Here is a 15,752-nt window from a genome sequence, read left to right on the forward strand (position 1 = left end):
TGCTTACGAGTAACCTTTAACGACCACAGGTACCGAGCTTATGACCGCGGCGAACAACGATCATGTGAACTGGCTGGTGCAACAATCCATGCTGCACGCGGCGCGGCAGCGGGCCAAGCTCTACTCCGGGCAAGGGCGTTTGTGGCAGCAGCCCTACGCGCATACCCGGCCGCGTGATGCGTCAGCCTTGTCGTCAGTGTGGTTCACCGCCTACCCGGCGTCGATTGTCACCCGCGAAGGCGGCACGGTGCTCGAAGCGCTGGGGGATGAAACCCTGTGGCATGCCTTGTCGAAAATCGGCATTCAAGGCATTCACAACGGCCCATTGAAAAAGTCCGGTGGCTTGGCTGGCACCGAACACACCCCGACCATCGATGGCAATTTTGACCGCATCAGCTTCGACATCGACCCGCAACTGGGCACCGAGGCGCAGTTGCAGGCCTTGACGCGCATGGCCGCCGCGCACAATGCGGTGATCATCGACGATGTAATCCCATCCCACACCGGCAAGGGCGCGGACTTTCGCCTCGCGGAGATGGCCTACGAGGACTACCCCGGGCTGTACCACATGGTGGAAATCCGTGAGGAAGATTGGCCGTTGCTGCCGGACGTGGTCGAGGGCCGTGATGCGCAGAACCTCAGCCCGATGCAGGTGGATGCGCTGCGCGACAAGCACTACATCGTTGGCCAGTTGCAGCGGGTGATCTTCTTCGAACCCGGGGTAAAGGAAACCGACTGGAGCGCCACGCCAGAGGTGGTCGGCGTGGATGGCAAACCACGGCGATGGGTGTACCTGCATTACTTCAAGGAAGGCCAGCCGTCGCTCAATTGGCTGGACCCCTCGTTCGCCGCGCAGCAGATGATCATCGGTGATGCGTTGCACGCCATTGATGTGATGGGCGCAAAGATCCTGCGCCTGGACGCCAACGGTTTTCTCGGTGTGGAGCGCAAGCTCGATGGTACGGCCTGGTCGGAAAGCCATCCGCTGTCGATCACCGGCAACCAGTTGCTCGGCGGCGCAATTCGCAAGGCCGGTGGTTTCAGCTTCCAGGAACTCAACCTGACTGTGGATGACATTGCCTCCATGTCCCACGGCGGTGCAGACCTGTCATACGACTTCATCACCCGGCCGGCCTACCAGCACGCGTTGCTGATGGGCGACACCGAATTCCTGCGCCTGATGCTGCGCCAGATGCACACGCTGGGCATCGACCCGGGTTCGTTGATCCACGCGCTGCAGAACCACGATGAACTGACTCTGGAGTTGGTGCACTTCTGGACGCTGCACGCCCATGACACCTTCCTGTTCCAGGGCCAGACTTTTCCCGGCAACATCCTGCGCGAGCATATCCGCGAGCAGATGTACGAACGCCTGACCGGTGAACATGCGCCGTACAACCTCAAGTTCGTCACCAACGGCGTGTCCTGCACCACGGTCAGCATCATCACTGCTGCCTTGGGCATTCGTGACCTTGAGGCGATTACCCAGGCTGATACCCAGCAGATTCGCCAGATCCATTTGCTGCTGGTGATGTACAACGCCATGCAGCCTGGGGTGTTCGCGTTATCCGGCTGGGACCTGGTGGGCGCGCTGCCGTTGGCGGCCGAAGACGTGGCGCACCTGATGGCCGATGGTGATACCCGCTGGATACATCGCGGCGCTTACGATCTGGTGGACCTGAACCCCGAGGCCGAGCTGTCGGCCGGGCAGATGCCGCGCTCCAAAAGCCTGTACGGCAGCCTGAACCACCAGTTGCAGGATCCGGATTCATTCGCTTCGCAACTGCAGAAAATCCTCAGCGTACGCCGCGCCTACGACATCGCCGCGAGCCGTCAGATCCTGATACCGGATGTCGAGCATCCGGGGTTGCTGGTCATGGTTCACGAACTGCCGGCGGGTAAGGGGACGCAGATCACTGCGCTGAACTTTGGTGCCACGCCGATCACCGAATCCCTGCACCTGCCTAACATCGCGCCGGGGCCGGTGGTGGATATCATCAATGAGCGTGTAGAAGGGGACCTGACAGAGGAGGGCACGTTCACGATTACGCTGGATGCCTATGAAGGGCTGGCATTGCGGGTAGTGAGCAGCACGCCGATGTAAATGGATATTGGCCCGACGTAGGAGCGAGCTTGCTCGCTCCTACACCTGGCATTATGGCAAGCCGATCAATGATGCTTATTCTTGTGCTTATGCTTGTTGCCTTTGTGCTTGGCGCCGCCTGAGCGATGATCGCTCTCGTCATCGGCCAGGTTATTACCCAGCGCGCCACCGGCTGCACCACCGACGCCTGCGCCGATGGTCGAACCGGTGGTGCCGCCCAGGCGATTGCCAATCAGCGACCCGCCTGCCGAACCCAAACCGCCGCCAATCGCCGCTTCGGTTTTATTGCCCTTTTGCGCGCCAACCGCGCCACCGGCGGCGCCGCCCACGCCTGCACCGATAGCCGCGCCGGTCGAACCGCCGAGCTGTTGGCCTACCACATTGCCCAACGCGCCGCCGACACCGCCGCCCAGCGCGGCAGTGCCATCTCCGGCGGCCAGGGCCCCTTGGGAAATCAGGATGCCCAATGCCAGGGCAGGGAATGTCATTTTCATTTTTTTGTACCTCAAGGGCTGTCTCAGGCGCTCACGGGTTAAAGCACGCCTGGCATTCAGATTAGAGCACATGCGGTATCACTGCGGTTTTTGCGATAGTCATTGGCGCAAGAAAAAATTTCTTGCAGCCCTCTTGAATTCCGTTTCCTCGTCCATAAATTTTTGATCACGCGATGCCGAATGCGGGTCGCGTACTAAATCACTTGGAGAAACTCAGGAGATTTTAAAATGGCTACTACCCTTTCGTTGGCACCACTGTTCCGTCAATCGGTGGGCTTTGACCGCTTCAATGACCTGTTCGAGTCGGCGCTGCGTAGCGAGGCTCCGAACTCCTATCCACCTCACAACGTGGAAAAGCACGGTGACGACGCGTACCGCATTGTCATCGCCGTCGCTGGCCTGACCGAGGAGGATCTGGATATCCAGGTCGAAAGGGGCGTCTTGACGGTTTCCGGCGGTAAACGCGAAACCGACGATAAGGTCGCTTACCTGCACCAAGGCATTGCTCAACGTGCCTTCCGGTTGTCGTTCCGCCTGGCGGACCACATCGAAGTGCGCGGCGCAGCCCTGACCAATGGTTTGCTGAGCATCGACCTGCAGCGCGAGGTGCCTGAAGAGGCCAAGCCCAAACGCATCACGATTGGTGGCGAAAGCAAGCCTGAACTGCGTCAGGTAAGTGTGCAGTAAAGCAAACGGCGGTAAAAAGGCGCTCTACGGAGCGCCTTTTTTGTGGGCGTTAACCCTCGCCCTTGATCGCAAACAACTTCCTGGCTTCGGCAAAACACTTCTCGGCAATGGCCGAGCGTGGTTCGGTCTTGCGCATCACCATGCCCAGGGGCGCGAGGACGCTGGCGTCCGGCAGGTTGATGAACGCCAGGTTCTCGATCGGGCTTTCCAGGCCGCTGTCCAACGGCATGATCGCGCAGCAGAAGCCTTCGTGGATCGCCTGGAACAGTTGATAGGTGGAATCACTTTCGAGGATAGGCTGCGGATCCAGGCCACGGCTGCGGAAACTCAGGTCGATGGATTTGCGGTAGTGCATGCCGTTGCTGATCATCCCCAATGGCAGTTCGGCGGCGTCTTCCCAGCTCATTTGGGTGCCTTCGAAATGGAAGTGGCGGGTGTCGTAGAGCAGCCCGACACGGGTCTCGCCCATTTCAAAAAAATCCAGATAGTTGGGATTGACGTGGTCCAGGTAGCACACACCCAGGTCCAGCTGGTTGGTGCCCAGCGCTTCGATGATCCTGTCCGAACTCATGGATGTGAGGCTGAACTTGAGTTCCGGGAAGGTGTGGGACAAGTCCTGAATGAAACGGATCGGGTTGAAGCCGCTCAGGGGCACCAGGCCCAGGCGCAGGTTACCGACCAGTTGGCCACGGCATGCGGCGGCTTCGGCAAACAGGCCGTCATGGGCAGCGAGCAGCGTCCTCGCCCAGGCCAGCACACGCTCGCCGGCTTCGGTGAAGCCTTCAAAGCGCTGGCCGCGGGTGACCAGCTCCAGGCCAAGCTCATCTTCCAGGTTGCGCAGGCGCATCGACAGGGTCGGCTGGGTGATATGGCAGCGTGCAGCAGCCTGGCCGAAGTGCCGGGTCTGCTCCAGCGCGATCAGGAATTTGAGTTGCTTTATGTCCATTAATGCACCTGCCTGGGAATAAGTGAAAAGCCGTTCATGGCGCAAGGTGCTGGAACCCCGCGCAACCCGGCGAATGAATGAGCAGACGATCTCATTGTAACGGCAGGCACGTCCAATCACCTGTATTGACAGAGTGATTGATGCACTCGATAGCAGTCCAGGGCCGGCAGTGAAAGCCGTGATAGAAACGCTCGATAACCCGGTCAGTCGTAACGATTAGACAGCCATCGTTTCAGCGCTTTAGCCTCAGGCCATTGTTTTGATAATTGCCTGCCGGAGAATCACATGAGCGTCACGTCGGATGCATTGTTTGTACCCCTGAATATTGCCGTGTTGACGGTCAGCGATACCCGCGAATATGCCAATGACACCTCCGGGCAATTGCTGGTCAGTCGCCTGTTGGAAGCTGGGCACAGCCTGTTGGAGCGCAACCTGCTCAAGGATGACCTGTACAAAATTCGCGCCCAGGTGGCGGCCTGGATAGCCGATGAGCGCGTGCAGGTGGTGTTGATTACCGGCGGCACGGGGTTTACCGGCCGCGACAGCACCCCCGAGGCGGTGGGCTGTTTGCTGGATAAGCACATTGATGGTTTTGGTGAGCTGTTCCGTGCGATCTCGATTCTTGATATTGGTACGTCCACGGTGCAGAGCCGCGCCTTGGCCGGGCTGGCCAACGGCACGCTGGTGTGCTGCCTGCCGGGCTCGACGGGTGCTTGTCGTACTGCCTGGGAAGGTATTCTGGCCGAGCAGCTCGATGCGCGCCACCGACCATGTAACTTCGTGCCGCACCTCAAGCCGGTGGCTCTGTGCGGCACGCGAGGATGAGGCGCGCCGCGCTGATGTCGGTGGAGGAGGCCATTGCTGCGTTGTTGGCCCTGGCCGAGGAGCATCGCCTGCACGACAGCGAGCTGGTGCTGCTCAGCGATGCCCGGCAACGGGTGCTGGCCAATGACCTGGTGGCGAGCCTGGACCTGCCGCCCTGGCCCAACAGTGCCATGGACGGCTACGCCCTGAACCTCACAGACTGGCACGGCCAGCCACTGCCGGTGTCGCAGCAGATCTTCGCCGGTCAAGCGCCTGAACCGCTGCAGCCCGGTACCTGTGCGCGCATCTTCACCGGCGCACCGGTGCCGGAGGGGGCCAACTGCATCGAAATGCAGGAGAACGCCGAGGTGCTGGACGATGCGCGTGTGCGCTTTACCCAGCCGCTGCGCGAGGGCCAGAATATCCGCACCCAAGGCCAGGAAAACCGCGCCGGTGAGGTATTACTGCATGCCGGCAAGCGACTCGGCCCTTTCGAGCTGGCCGTCGCGGCAGCCCAGGGCTGCACCCATGTGTCGGTGGTACGCCGGCCACGGGTGGCGCTGCTGTCCACCGGCGATGAACTGGCCGAGCCGGGCACACCGCTCAAGCCTGGCTGCATCTACAACAGCAATCGAACTTTGCTCAGCCATTGGCTGGGGGCACTGGGTTGTGAGGTCATCGACGGCGGCATTCTCCCCGACCAGTCGCAACTGACTCGGCTCAAGCTGGAGCAGCTGCAACAGGCGGCCGACCTGATCCTGACCACCGGCGGCGTGTCGGCCGGCGATGCCGATTGCCTCGGCCAGGTACTGCGTGAATGCGGCAAGCCATTGTTCTGGAAACTTGCGATCAAACCGGGCAAACCCCTGACCGTCGGTTCGTTTGGCCGAGTGCCGGTGATTGGCCTGCCCGGCAACCCGGCCTCGGCACTGGTGACCTTCGGCTTGCTGGCCCGGGCTTATCTACTGCGTATCCAGGGGGTCGATGATGTCACGCCGATGAGCTTTGAGGTGTATGTGGGGTTTGACTGGCCCAAGGCCGGCAGTCGCCGCGAGTACCTGCGAGCCAGGATCGAGGCGGGCAGGGCGGTGCTGTATCCGAACCAGAGTTCCGGGGTGATGCTGGGTGCGTCGTGGGCGGATGGGTTGGTTGAAATTTGCGAGGGCAGCACGTTGCAGGCCGGTGATACGGCGCGGTTTATACCGTTCTCTGAGTTGTTCTGATTCGGGCACGCTAATGCCAGTCAGTTAAGGCTTTTGCAGGAGCGATGTACGCTTAACTGAGTACCCAGCGCTCCTGCGCCAGGCGGTCACTTTCCCGTCCTTCTACCCAACGCTCTCCAGCTGGCGTTTGCTCCCGCTTCCAGAACGGCGCCCGAGTCTTGAGGTAGTCCATCAGGAACGCGCAGGCTTCAAAGGCCGCCAGGCGATGTTGGCTGGCGACGCCGACGAAGACGATGGGCTCACCCACCTTCAGCGGGCCCACACGATGAACGATGCTTACCCGCTGTAGCGGCCAGCGTTCATGGGCTTGATCAACGATCAACTGCAGTGCGCGCTCGGTCATGCCGGGGTAATGCTCAAGGAACAATGCGCTGACCTGATCGCCCTGGTTGATATCGCGTACATACCCCACGAACGTGGCCACGGCGCCAACGCCGGGGTCTTCGGCGTGCACGCTGCGGGTCAGTTCACCCAGGTCCAACAGTTCGGTCTGCACCTGAATCGGCATGGGTCAGCCTCCGGTCACTTGGGGGAAGAACGCAATTTCGTCGAAGTCTTCGATCAGCGCTTGCGGTGTGCAGAGTTCCTGGTTCAGCGCGCACATCAGGCTGGTTTCACCCAGCACTTGCTGCCAGGTCTCACCGCGGGCGCATAGCAATTGCCTGACGTCTGCAATGGTGCGCAGGGACTCATCCAATACGAGCTTTTCACCGCCAACACCCAGTTGTTCACGGTAGCGCGCAAAGTAGTTGATCAGAATCATTGGGCGTCTCCTGCAATGAAGGTGCCTGATTTGCCGCCGTGTTTTTTCAGCAGCTGGATTCGGTCGATGACCATGCCCCGATCCACGGCCTTGCACATGTCATAGATCGTCAAGGCTGCCACGCTGGCGGCGGTCAGGGCTTCGAGTTCGACGCCGGTCTGGCCGTTGAGCCGGCAGGTGCTGAGGATCTGCACTCTGTCAGGCTCGATGGCGCGCAGTTCGAGGTGGATCGAACTGAGCATCAGCGGGTGGCACAGCGGGATCAGCTCATGGGTTTTCTTCGCGGCCATGATCCCGGCGATACGTGCCACGGCAAACACATCGCCTTTGGGATGGCCGTTGGCCTGGATCAGTTGCAAGGTGGCCGGCAACATGTGCACCCAAGCCTGGGCCTGGGCTTCGCGGGTGGTAGCGGCTTTGTCGGTGACGTCGACCATGCTGGCTCGGCCTGCGGCGTCCAGATGGGTCAGGGTAGGCGAGTGTTCGTGCATGGGGTACCTCGGGTCAACTGAGTACAAAGAAAGAGAGGCCGGCCAGCTAGCCGCCGGTCATGTTCATGAAACGCACCACCTGCACGTCATCGTTGAGCTCGAAGTTGTGTCGATACGGCTTGATCTTCATCGACTCGAGAATGGCGTGCTCCAGCCGTTGCGGTTCACCCGGGTAACGGCGCAGCACCTCCTTGAGGTCGACCGAATGCTCGTTGCCCAGGCACAGCAGCAAGCGGCCTTCAACGGTCAGCCGCACGCGGTTGCATGTGCCGCAGAAGTTGTGGCTGTGGGGGGAAATAAAGCCCAGGCGGATATGCGGTGCTTCGGCCAGGCGCCAGTAGCGTGAAGGGCCCTGGGTCGATTCGGCCGAGTCGATCAGGGTGTAGCGTTCGGCGATGCGCTCGCGCACTTGCGCGCTGGAATAGAAAGCCTCGGCACGGCTGTGTTCGCTGATCACGCCCAGGGGCATTTCCTCGATAAAGCTGATATCCACGCCGCGTTCGATGGCGAACGCTACCAGGTCGTTGATCTCGTGATCGTTGCGGCCTTTCATCACCACGCAATTGAGTTTGGTGTGTTGAAAACCCGCAGCATTCGCAGCGTCAATACCGGCGATGACTTTGGCCAGATCGCCGGTGCGCGTCAGTTCGCGAAAGCGCTGGGGATCAAGGCTGTCGAGGCTGATGTTCAGGCGCTTCACGCCAGCCTCGAACAAGGGGGCGGCGAGCTTGCCCAACTGCGAGCCGTTGGTGGTCATGCACAGCTCGCGCAGGCCGGGGAGGGCGGCGATGCGCTGGCACAGGTCAACCACACCTGGGCGAATCAGCGGCTCGCCGCCGGTCAGGCGGATTTTGCGAGTGCCCAGGGTGACGAAGCTTTCAGCCAGTTGATACAGCTCCTCCAGGGTGAGGATGCGCTGGCGCGGCAGGAACTGCATGTCTTCGGCCATGCAATACACACAACGGAAATCGCAGCGGTCGGTCACCGACATTCTGAGATAGTCGACCCGGCGAGAAAAACTATCCATCAGGATTTTATCGGTCATGGAAACCTCCGGCTGCGACTCAATAAGAGCGTAGCCATGGCGTTGTTTTTGAGCGCTCGACAGAGATGAGAGCCTTATTTGATTCAAGCCTAAAGTTGTTTTTCAAGGGCGTCTAATCACTATTAACAACTGAGTGATCGATGAAATCTATAGCGATTTTATTTGAGCTTTTTAGGTTCATATCACTATGAAAAATAAAGATTTTAATGTTGATAGATGGTGTCGATGGGGTGGTCGTTATTTGTGATTAGACAGATGTTTTTGCAGGGCCTAGCCTGAATATGTAAACCGATTTCCAGACCGTGGAAAGATCGGTGCAAACACTGTTTGCGTTCTGCAATGCCTGAAAATAACCATCAATAAAGGCTTTAAGTTAGGCGCTGCCTATGCGTGAAGTCCTGGAGAAACATCATGAGCGAAGTTGAACGTTATAAACCGTACAAGGGGGCCGCCGCCGGTTGGGGCGCGCTGATCGCGGTGACGAAAAACTGGCTGGGCAGTGAAAACGCGCTCAAGAACATCCGTGCGATGCTCAAGACCAACCAGAACGGCGGTTTTGACTGTCCCGGTTGCGCCTGGGGCGAGTCGCCGGAAAGCGGCATGGTCAAGTTCTGCGAGAACGGCGCCAAGGCGGTCAACTGGGAAGCCACCGGGCGCCTGGTCAATCCGGCGTTCTTCAACAAATACACGGTGTCGTCGCTGGCAGCGCAAAGTGACTATTGGCTCGAATACCAGGGCCGCCTGACACACCCAATGCGCTATGACGACTCGCTGGACCGTTATGTCGAAATCACTTGGGACGATGCCTTTGCCCTGATCGCCAAGCACCTCAACGAACTGGAGTCGCCGGACCAGGCCGAGTTCTATACCTCGGGGCGCGCCAGTAACGAAGCGGCTTATTTGTACCAACTGTTCGTTCGCGCCTACGGTACCAACAACTTTCCCGACTGTTCGAACATGTGCCACGAAGCCAGCGGCCTGGGCATGGACGACAGTGTTGGCGTGGGCAAAGGCACGGTGACCTTCGATGACCTGGAAGAAGCCGACGCGATTTTCGTCATCGGCCAGAACCCCGGCACCAACCACCCACGTATGCTCGAACCGCTGCGCGAGGCGGTAAAGCGCGGTGCCCAGGTGATCTGTTTCAACCCGCTCAAGGAACGTGGGCTGGAGCGTTTCCAACACCCGCAGCATCCCCTGGAGATGCTCACCAACGGTTCCGAACCTACCTCGTCGGCGTACTTTCGCCCGGCCTTGGGCGGCGACATGGCGGCCTTTCGTGGTATCGCCAAGTTCCTGCTCAAATGGGAACGTGAAGCCCTGGAGAACGATGGCGAGGCAGTCTTCGACCGCGCTTTCATTGCCCAGCACACCTCGGGCCTGGAGCACTATCTGGCGCAAGTGGACGCCACCTCATGGGAGCATATCGTCGAGCAATCGGGCCTGAGCCTTGAGGATATCGAGCTGGCCGCACGCATGTACCGACGCGCCAAGCGGGTGATCATGTGCTGGGCGATGGGCGTGACCCAGCACACACACTCGGTGCTGACCGTGCAGGAAATCATCAACGTGCAACTGTTGCGTGGCAATATCGGCCGGCCAGGGGCGGGGCTATCGCCCGTGCGTGGCCACAGCAACGTGCAGGGCGACCGCACCATGGGCATCAACGAACTGGCGCCGCCGGAGTTGATCAACGCATTGGAAGCACGCTTTGACTTCAAGGTCCCGCGCCGCCATGGTCACAACACGGTCATGGCGATTGCGGCCATGGAAGAAGGGCGCGCCAAGGTCTTCATCGGCCTGGGCGGCAATTTTGCCCAAGCGACGCCGGACACCCCGCGCACCCACGCGGCATTGCGCAAGTGCGACCTCACTGTGCACATCGCTACCAAGCTCAACCGCAGCCATCTGGTGACGGGCCGCGAAGCCTTGATCCTGCCGTGCCTGGGCCGCACCGATATCGACATCCAGGAACAAGGCCCGCAAGGCGTGACCGTTGAAGACACCTTCAGCATGGTGCACATCTCCCACGGCCAGCTGAAACCCAAGTCGCCGCTGATGCGTTCGGAACCCGCCATCATTGCCGGGATCGCCAATGCGACCCTGGGCAATCACCCGATTGACTGGCTGTGGACGGTGGCCGACTACGGCCGCATCCGCGACTTGATTGCCGACACCATTCCCGGCTTCAAGGACTTCAACACCAAACTGCTGCATCCGGGCGGCTTTCATCTGGGCAACGACGCAGCGCGACGCATCTGGAAAACCGACAGCGGCAAAGCCCAGTTTGTCTCCAGCGTGTTGCCGGCGCACCTGGTCAGCGAAGGCGTGCGCAATCTGGACGTCAAGCCGGAGCTGATCCTGCAGACCATGCGTTCCCACGACCAGTACAACACCACCCTGTACGGGCTCGATGACCGTTATCGCGGCGTCTATGGCATGCGCGATGTGGTGTTCGTCAATGAACAGGACATCCGCAAGCTGGGCTACGAGCCGGGGCAGAAAGTCGACATGGTCTCGCTGTGGGGCGATGGCCGTGAGCGTCGGGTCAGCGGCTTCACCTTGATCGCCTATGACATTCCCGCCGGGCAGGCCGCCGCCTATTACCCCGAAACCAACCCGTTGGTGCCGCTGGAAAGCTATGGCGACCGTACGTTTACCCCGACGTCGAAGTTCATCGCCATCCGGCTTGAACCCGCGCCGGTCAGCAATCTGATCCAGTCCCACGGCGCTTGAGTCGTACCGGGGCGGCCAGTATGGCGCCCTGGTTTTCCCTGATCACTGCACATCCGCTTGCCCCAGGCCACCAGGCCAGAGGCACGCCGATCTGGGTGCGCGTGCGCATCAAGTTTCCATAAGGGTATTGCCATGTTAAATATCGAGGCGCTGGACCTTGCGCGAATTCAATTCGCCTTCACGGTCTCGTTTCACATTATTTTCCCCGCTATCACCATCGGCCTGGCCAGTTTCCTGGCGGTGCTCGAAGGCTTGTGGCTGAGAACCAACAACGCGGTCTACAAGGACCTGTATCACTTCTGGTCGAAGATCTTCGCCGTCAACTTCGGCATGGGCGTGGTCTCGGGCCTGGTCATGGCCTACGAGTTCGGCACCAATTGGAGTCGTTTCTCGGACTTTGCCGGCAGCATCACCGGGCCGTTGCTCACCTATGAGGTGCTGACGGCGTTCTTCCTGGAAGCGGGTTTCCTCGGGGTCATGCTGTTTGGCTGGAACCGGGTGGGGCGCGGTTTGCACTTCTTTTCTACGGTGATGGTCGCCATCGGGACGTTGATCTCGACGTTCTGGATCCTGGCGTCCAACAGCTGGATGCAAACGCCCCAGGGCTTCTCCATCGTCGATGGCCGGGTGGTGCCGCTGGACTGGTTCGCCATCGTCTTCAACCCGTCGTTCCCGTTCCGCCTGGCGCATATGGCAATCGCTGCCTTTGTTGCCACGGCGTTCTTCGTCGGCTCATCGGCGGCCTGGCACTTGCTGCGTAAAAACGACACTCCGGCAGTGCGTAAAATGCTCTCGATGGCGTTGTGGATGGCGTTGATCGTGGCTCCGATCCAGGCGGTCGTCGGTGATGCCCATGGTTTGAACACTCTGGAGCACCAGCCGGCGAAAATTGCTGCGATTGAAGGGCATTGGGAAAACGTCGGTAACGGCGCGACGCCGCTGGTGTTGTTTGGCATCCCTGACATGCAGGCCGAGAAGACCCGCTTTGCAATCGAAGTGCCGTACCTGGGTAGCCTGATCCTCACCCACAGCCTGGACAAACAGATCCCGGCGCTCAAGAGCTTCCCCAAGGAAGACCGGCCGAACTCGACCATCATCTTTTTCAGCTTCCGCATCATGGCCGGACTGGGCATGTTGATGATCCTTACTGGCTTGCTGGGCTTCGCCTTGCGGCGTAACGGCGCGCTGTATCGCAATCGCCTGTTCCTGCGCCTGGTGTTGTTCATGGGGCCGACCGGGCTGATCGCCATGCTGGCCGGCTGGATCACCACTGAAGTAGGGCGCCAGCCGTGGGTGGTTTACGGGCTGATGCGTACCGCAGACGCGGCGTCCAATCACAGCGTCACGCAATTGAGCATCTCCCTGGCGTTGTTTGTGCTGATCTACTTTTCGGTATTTGCCGTGGGTATCGGCTACATGATGAAGCTGGTGCGCAAGGGCCCGCAGCCCCATCACGACCATCCGCCACAGGGCGGCCCCGGCCAGGAGCGCACACCACGCCGCCCCCTGTCCGCCGTCACCGAGACGCTCGCGTCCGGCGACCACACCAACTGATCAAGGGGATTGCACATGGGCATTGTAGGTATAGACCTGTCGTTGATCTGGGGCGTGATCATTGCCTTCGGGGTGATGATGTACGTGATCATGGATGGCTTCGATTTGGGCCTGGGCATCCTGTTTCCGCTGATCCCGGACGAGCAGGAGCGCGATGTGATGATGAACACCGTGGCGCCGGTATGGGACGGTAACGAGACATGGTTGGTACTCGGCGGCGCGGCGTTGTATGGGGCGTTTCCGCTGGCGTATTCGGTGATCCTGGAGGCGTTGTACCTGCCGCTGATTTTCATGCTGGCCGGGCTGATCTTTCGTGGTGTGGCGTTTGAGTTTCGCTTCAAGGCCAGCCCGCAGAAGCGGCATATCTGGGACATGGCGTTTATCGGCGGCTCGTTCCTGGCGACCTTTTGCCAGGGCGTGGTGATCGGCACCTACATCGCCGGCATTGCGGTGGTCAATCGCCAGTTTGCCGGGGGCAGCCTCGACTGGCTCTCGCCGTTCCCGCTGTTCTGCGGGGTTGGGTTGGTGGTGGCCTACGCGTTGCTGGGCAGCACCTGGTTGCTGGTCAAGACCGAAGGCATGCTCGAATCGCGCATGCGCCTGTTCAGCCGCTACTTGGCCTTCGCGCTGATGGCGGTGGTGGCGGTGCTGTGCGTGTGGACGCCGTGGCTACACCCGGAAATCGCCCTGCGCTGGTTTGCCCAGGCGCACATTGTGGTGTTTGGCGGCCTGATGCTGCTGGGCGTAGTGGCACTGGTGGGGCTGTTGAAAACGTTGCGCCAACACCACTCGCACTGGCCGTTCGTATTCACCCTGGTGCTGGTGTTCCTGGGGTATATCGGGCTGGCCTTCAGCATCTGGCCGAACATTGTGCCGCCATCCATCAGCTTGTGGGACGCTGCATCGCCGCCTTCGAGCCAGTTGTTCATCCTGATCGGCACGCTGTTCATCCTGCCGATCATCCTTATGTACACCTGCTGGAGCTACTACGTATTCCGCGGCAAAGTGAGGATTGGCGATGGCTACCATTAAGGGTGAAAAGCCGCTGCCTGCTGGCCGTTGGTACCAGCGGGTGTTGTGGCTGATCGCTATCTGGTTCGCCAGCGTGCTCGCCCTCGGCATCCTTGCGAGTGGCTTGCGCTGGATGATGCATATGGCTGGCATGGCCAGCCATTGAGGCGAGCCTGAGCCAATGTGCAAGGGGCGGTACATCGTTCCATTTTTGAGATGCAGCGGCCCGGTTCAGCCACTACCTAACCCTGAACCTGATGATTAAGGTGGCTCCATTGTTTTTTCGCAGGTGTCCTACAGGCGCAAGTCGTGGATACCGGTCGGAGCGTGTCTATACAGGAAGTGCAGACACTGCCGGGCACTGTTCCGGCACACCATTCCAGGGAGGTCTATCCAAGCAAAGAGGAAATGCAAATGACTGCATCAGGTAACGCTGCAAACTTCAATGGTCAAAAGCCGACGATTGATCCCGCCGACACGGCCATGTTGCTGATCGACCACCAGAGTGGTCTGTTCCAGATCGTCAAGGACATTGATGTTCCTCAGTTGCGCGCCAACGCTATCGCGCTGGCCAAGGCCGCGACCCTGTTGAAAATCCCGGTCATCACTACCGCTTCGGTTCCACAAGGCCCCAATGGCCCGCTGATCCCGGAAATCCACGAAGCCGCGCCCCACGCCAAGTACGTCGCCCGTCGCGGCGAAATCAACGCCTGGGATAACCCTGAGTTTCACGCCGCCGTCAAAGCCACCGGCAAGAAGACCCTGGTGATTGCCGGCACCCTGACCAGCGTATGCCTGGCCTTTCCGTCTATCGCAGCGGTGCACGAAGGCTACAAGGTGTTCGCAGTGGTCGATGCTTCGGGCAACCACTCCAGGCTGGCCACCGACCTGACCATCGCGCGCCTGGCCCAAGCCGGCGCGGTGCCGATCGACATCATGGGCACGCTCTCGGAGTTGCAAGGTTCGTGGAACCGTCCGGATGCCCAGGAGTGGGCGAACGTCTACACCCAGGCGATGCCGCACTACCAACTGCTGATCGAGAGCTACATCAAGGCTCAGGAAGTGGCAAACAATCACGAAGAACTAGACTCACAGCGCAAGTAAACACGCTGGGTTCTTTACCGGGCGCCCACTCGGAGCGTCACCTTCTTTATCAGGAGTATCACGATGTCTACACCTTACGTTCGCTTGGACAAAGATAACGCCGCTGTGTTGTTGGTCGACCATCAGGCTGGCCTGCTGTCATTGGTCCGCGACATCGACCCGGACAAATTCAAGAACAACGTGCTGGCCCTGGCTGACCTGGCCAAGTACTTCAAGCTGCCGACCATCCTGACCACCAGTTTCGAAACCGGCCCCAATGGCCCGCTGGTACCGGAACTCAAGGCGCTGTTCCCGGACGCTCCGTACATTGCCCGTCCTGGGCAGATCAATGCCTGGGACAACGAAGACTTCGTCAAGGCCATCAAGGCCACCGGCAAGAAGCAACTGATCATTGCCGGCGTGGTGACCGAAGTGTGCGTGGCATTCCCGGCGCTGTCGGCGCTGGCGGAAGGCTTTGAAGTGTTCGTGGTGACCGATGCCTCCGGCACCTTCAATGAGCTGACCCAGCAATCGGCCTGGGCCCGCATGTCGGCCAATGGTGCGCAGCTGATGACCTGGTTCGGCCTGGCCTGTGAGCTGCACCGCGACTGGCGCAACGATATCGAAGGCTTGGGGACGTTGTTCTCCAACCACATCCCGGACTACCGCAACCTGTTCACCAGCTACAACGCGTTGACTGAAGGCAAGTAAGCCTGGAATGCAGGCTGCCGATGTATTGGCAGCTTGCACTTGCTCTTGGGATAGGGCCGCTTGCGCGCGGGCACTACGGCGACCGTGACGGTGCTTGAAC

At 60.1% G+C, this 15,752-nt stretch carries 16 protein-coding genes; 10 read left to right on the forward strand and 6 right to left on the reverse strand.

Annotated features, from left to right (window positions below):
- The first annotated feature begins 40 nt into the window (after positions 1-40).
- Entirely contained in the window at positions 41-2,104 is a 2,064-nt protein-coding gene (gene treS / locus IH404_RS13715; protein ID WP_194438000.1) for a maltose alpha-D-glucosyltransferase, read from the forward strand.
- Between the two features lie 65 nt (positions 2,105-2,169).
- Here the strand turns inward: treS and IH404_RS13720 are convergent, their stop codons facing one another.
- Entirely contained in the window at positions 2,170-2,598 is a 429-nt protein-coding gene (locus IH404_RS13720; RefSeq protein ID WP_032875586.1) for a glycine zipper domain-containing protein, read from the reverse strand.
- A gap of 228 nt (positions 2,599-2,826) precedes the next feature.
- Between IH404_RS13720 and IH404_RS13725 the strand changes: the two genes are divergently transcribed.
- On the forward strand, positions 2,827-3,285 hold the full coding sequence (locus tag IH404_RS13725) for an Hsp20 family protein (protein WP_005788097.1): 459 nt from the start codon (positions 2,827-2,829) through the stop codon (positions 3,283-3,285).
- 49 nt (positions 3,286-3,334) lie between these two features.
- Here IH404_RS13725 and IH404_RS13730 read toward each other — a convergent pair whose 3' ends face one another.
- Positions 3,335-4,231 (reverse strand): LysR family transcriptional regulator, encoded by an 897-nt coding sequence (locus IH404_RS13730; protein ID WP_005788099.1) that lies wholly within the window; start codon positions 4,229-4,231, stop codon positions 3,335-3,337.
- A gap of 285 nt (positions 4,232-4,516) precedes the next feature.
- On the opposite strand from IH404_RS13730, the gene moaB reads away from it, so the two are divergent.
- Entirely contained in the window at positions 4,517-5,056 is a 540-nt protein-coding gene (moaB, locus tag IH404_RS13735) for a molybdenum cofactor biosynthesis protein B (RefSeq protein WP_005788101.1), read from the forward strand.
- Complete coding sequence (glp, locus tag IH404_RS13740) at positions 5,053-6,258, forward strand: gephyrin-like molybdotransferase Glp (RefSeq protein WP_194438002.1); 1,206 nt, start codon at positions 5,053-5,055, stop codon at positions 6,256-6,258. Before moaB ends, glp begins: the two co-directional genes overlap by 4 nt.
- A gap of 52 nt (positions 6,259-6,310) precedes the next feature.
- Here glp and moaE read toward each other — a convergent pair whose 3' ends face one another.
- From moaE to moaA, 4 genes are read right to left on the reverse strand one after another with little or no spacing between them, the layout of a single operon-like run.
- Entirely contained in the window at positions 6,311-6,766 is a 456-nt protein-coding gene (moaE, locus tag IH404_RS13745) for a molybdopterin synthase catalytic subunit MoaE (RefSeq protein ID WP_194438004.1), read from the reverse strand.
- Positions 6,767-6,769: 3 nt separating this feature from the next.
- Positions 6,770-7,021, reverse strand: a complete 252-nt coding sequence (gene moaD / locus IH404_RS13750) for a molybdopterin converting factor subunit 1 (RefSeq protein ID WP_078821301.1) — start codon at positions 7,019-7,021, stop codon at positions 6,770-6,772.
- On the reverse strand, positions 7,018-7,512 hold the full coding sequence (gene moaC / locus IH404_RS13755) for a cyclic pyranopterin monophosphate synthase MoaC (RefSeq protein ID WP_005788109.1): 495 nt from the start codon (positions 7,510-7,512) through the stop codon (positions 7,018-7,020). Before moaC ends, moaD begins: the two co-directional genes overlap by 4 nt.
- A 46-nt stretch (positions 7,513-7,558) precedes the next feature.
- Positions 7,559-8,557, reverse strand: coding sequence for a GTP 3',8-cyclase MoaA (moaA, locus tag IH404_RS13760; protein ID WP_194438005.1), 999 nt, complete (start codon positions 8,555-8,557; stop codon positions 7,559-7,561).
- 411 nt (positions 8,558-8,968) lie between these two features.
- On the opposite strand from moaA, the gene IH404_RS13765 reads away from it, so the two are divergent.
- From IH404_RS13765 to ycaC, 6 genes are all read left to right on the forward strand, one after another.
- Positions 8,969-11,293, forward strand: coding sequence for an FdhF/YdeP family oxidoreductase (locus tag IH404_RS13765; RefSeq protein ID WP_005788114.1), 2,325 nt, complete (start codon positions 8,969-8,971; stop codon positions 11,291-11,293).
- A 132-nt stretch (positions 11,294-11,425) separates the two neighbouring features.
- Positions 11,426-12,847 carry a cytochrome ubiquinol oxidase subunit I gene (locus tag IH404_RS13770; RefSeq protein ID WP_194438008.1) on the forward strand — a complete coding sequence of 474 codons (1,422 nt, stop codon included), beginning with the start codon at positions 11,426-11,428 and terminating at the stop codon, positions 12,845-12,847.
- 15 nt (positions 12,848-12,862) lie between these two features.
- Entirely contained in the window at positions 12,863-13,879 is a 1,017-nt protein-coding gene (gene cydB, locus IH404_RS13775) for a cytochrome d ubiquinol oxidase subunit II (protein WP_194438010.1), read from the forward strand.
- Positions 13,866-14,024, forward strand: a complete 159-nt coding sequence (locus IH404_RS13780) for a DUF2474 domain-containing protein (protein ID WP_194438012.1) — start codon at positions 13,866-13,868, stop codon at positions 14,022-14,024. Before cydB ends, IH404_RS13780 begins: the two co-directional genes overlap by 14 nt.
- Positions 14,025-14,272: 248 nt before the next feature.
- Positions 14,273-14,962, forward strand: coding sequence for an isochorismatase family protein (locus tag IH404_RS13785; protein ID WP_005788122.1), 690 nt, complete (start codon positions 14,273-14,275; stop codon positions 14,960-14,962).
- A gap of 63 nt (positions 14,963-15,025) precedes the next feature.
- On the forward strand, positions 15,026-15,652 hold the full coding sequence (gene ycaC, locus IH404_RS13790) for an isochorismate family cysteine hydrolase YcaC (protein WP_003191542.1): 627 nt from the start codon (positions 15,026-15,028) through the stop codon (positions 15,650-15,652).
- The last annotated feature ends 100 nt before the right edge of the window (positions 15,653-15,752 follow it).

Origin of the sequence: Pseudomonas sp. OST1909 (assembly GCF_015277575.1) — a bacterium.
GTDB lineage: Bacteria > Pseudomonadota > Gammaproteobacteria > Pseudomonadales > Pseudomonadaceae > Aquipseudomonas > Aquipseudomonas synxantha_A.

Excerpts from the sequence above, each read along its gene's own strand:
- treS (WP_194438000.1), top strand. The coding sequence starts at position 41 with ATGACCGCGGCGAACAACGATCATGTGAACTGGCTGGTGCAACAATCC.
- IH404_RS13785 (WP_005788122.1), top strand. The coding sequence starts at position 14,273 with ATGACTGCATCAGGTAACGCTGCAAACTTCAATGGTCAAAAGCCGACG.
- moaB (WP_005788101.1), top strand. The coding sequence starts at position 4,517 with ATGAGCGTCACGTCGGATGCATTGTTTGTACCCCTGAATATTGCCGTG.
- IH404_RS13765 (WP_005788114.1), top strand. The coding sequence starts at position 8,969 with ATGAGCGAAGTTGAACGTTATAAACCGTACAAGGGGGCCGCCGCCGGT.
- moaD (WP_078821301.1), bottom strand. The coding sequence starts at position 7,021 with ATGATTCTGATCAACTACTTTGCGCGCTACCGTGAACAACTGGGTGTT.
- IH404_RS13770 (WP_194438008.1), top strand. The coding sequence starts at position 11,426 with ATGTTAAATATCGAGGCGCTGGACCTTGCGCGAATTCAATTCGCCTTC.
- IH404_RS13780 (WP_194438012.1), top strand. The coding sequence starts at position 13,866 with ATGGCTACCATTAAGGGTGAAAAGCCGCTGCCTGCTGGCCGTTGGTAC.
- moaE (WP_194438004.1), bottom strand. The coding sequence starts at position 6,766 with ATGCCGATTCAGGTGCAGACCGAACTGTTGGACCTGGGTGAACTGACC.
- moaA (WP_194438005.1), bottom strand. The coding sequence starts at position 8,557 with ATGACCGATAAAATCCTGATGGATAGTTTTTCTCGCCGGGTCGACTAT.
- IH404_RS13725 (WP_005788097.1), top strand. The coding sequence starts at position 2,827 with ATGGCTACTACCCTTTCGTTGGCACCACTGTTCCGTCAATCGGTGGGC.
- cydB (WP_194438010.1), top strand. The coding sequence starts at position 12,863 with ATGGGCATTGTAGGTATAGACCTGTCGTTGATCTGGGGCGTGATCATT.
- IH404_RS13720 (WP_032875586.1), bottom strand. The coding sequence starts at position 2,598 with ATGAAAATGACATTCCCTGCCCTGGCATTGGGCATCCTGATTTCCCAA.
- ycaC (WP_003191542.1), top strand. The coding sequence starts at position 15,026 with ATGTCTACACCTTACGTTCGCTTGGACAAAGATAACGCCGCTGTGTTG.
- moaC (WP_005788109.1), bottom strand. The coding sequence starts at position 7,512 with ATGCACGAACACTCGCCTACCCTGACCCATCTGGACGCCGCAGGCCGA.
- IH404_RS13730 (WP_005788099.1), bottom strand. The coding sequence starts at position 4,231 with ATGGACATAAAGCAACTCAAATTCCTGATCGCGCTGGAGCAGACCCGG.
- glp (WP_194438002.1), top strand. The coding sequence starts at position 5,053 with ATGAGGCGCGCCGCGCTGATGTCGGTGGAGGAGGCCATTGCTGCGTTG.